Source organism: Pedobacter sp. ASV12, from assembly GCF_016429155.1.
GTDB lineage: Bacteria > Bacteroidota > Bacteroidia > Sphingobacteriales > Sphingobacteriaceae > Pedobacter.
The window spans coordinates 1-1,266 of sequence record NZ_JAELUC010000190.1; the positions used below are offsets into that span (position 1 = coordinate 1).

A 1,266-nucleotide genomic window follows, 5' to 3' on the forward strand; every position below is an offset into this window, starting at 1 on the left:
GTTTTAACGGTGATGCCATTTGAATCGACAGCCAAAACTTTACCCGGCTCTTCATTTATTAGCCCAAGATCTGATATTTGCACCTTCCAAATCTTATATTCGGCGCCATTAACTAAAATATGAGCACCAACGTACGGTTTGGTTAGTGCGCGTACCAAGTTATATATAGTTTTCGATGACATTCTGAAGTCGATTTCACCATCTTTTCTTCCGCGCTTTCTCCAATTATTTCCTTCACCTACTTGCTTTACCCTATCATTTGTATCTAACGCTAATTTTGTCGTAAATTCAAGGATTTGTCCTGTAGCTACCTGTATTATTTTTTCATAGAGAGTCAAGGCATCATCTTCATCAAAAATTTGAATTTCCTGCTGCGAAAGAATATCTCCGGTATCTGCGCCTTCATCCATAAAGAAGAAAGTAGATGCAGTTGTTTTCAGCCCTAGGCATAGTGCCCAAATAATTGGATGCCTACCCCTATTTGCGGGGATTTTAGCCGGATGAAAGCCTATAACTCCTTTGGGGGCAATCGCCAAAAGCTCTGGGCCTAGCAAATTAGACCAACCAAAACAATATATTACATCAGGCGATGTGTCATTAATGAATTTAATATTATTGGGATGATTAATATCCCTAACTACTTTACAGGGAATATTATAGGTTTCACAGAGGGGTTTCAGGTCTTCAAAGTCGGCATTGAATCCCGAATCGGCTTTTGTAGCCACGCCTACAATATTTGCTCCCGATTCTAACAGTGCTTTTAGGGTAACTAAAGAAAATTTAACTGTTCCAATAAAAAAAATTCTCATGCCTGATCAATATTATAGAATTTCTTTTTTATAATTTTTGATAAATCCACCGATTTAAGAACATCAATTATCATGTCTGAAGCGTTGGCCGTTCCGTAAGGATTGACAACGTTTTTTAAGGAATCGCTAAATTTTAAACTGGTTGCTTTCGTAATTGCTTCAAGAATAGACTTTTCATTAGGTTCACAATCAATTACGCTTTCTGCTTTAACCCTTCCTAATTGTCTGTCTCCAATATTAATAGTTGCCTTTTTAAAAGAAGGCGCTTCCAATAAGCCACTTGATGAATTTCCTATCACAATATGTACATCTGTCTCTTATACACATCTGACGCTGCCGACGAACCACGACATGGGTAGGTGTAGGGGGGGGGGGGGGGGGTAAAAGAGGGGGGGGGGGGGGGGGGGGGGGGGGGGGGGGGGGGGGGGGGGGGGGGGGGGGGGGGGGGGGGGGGGGG

At 41.9% G+C, this 1,266-nt stretch carries 2 protein-coding genes; both read right to left on the bottom strand.

The annotated features are described in order from the left end of the window. Positions 1–809: formyltransferase family protein (locus tag JHD69_RS19805; RefSeq protein ID WP_199142065.1), on the bottom strand; the 809-nt coding region annotated here is incomplete at its 3' end. After that, entirely contained in the window at positions 806–1,108 is a 303-nt protein-coding gene (locus tag JHD69_RS19810) for a UDP-N-acetylglucosamine 2-epimerase (RefSeq protein WP_370583534.1), read from the bottom strand. The genes JHD69_RS19805 and JHD69_RS19810, both read right to left, overlap by 4 nt. Between the last annotated feature and the right edge of the window lie 158 nt (positions 1,109–1,266).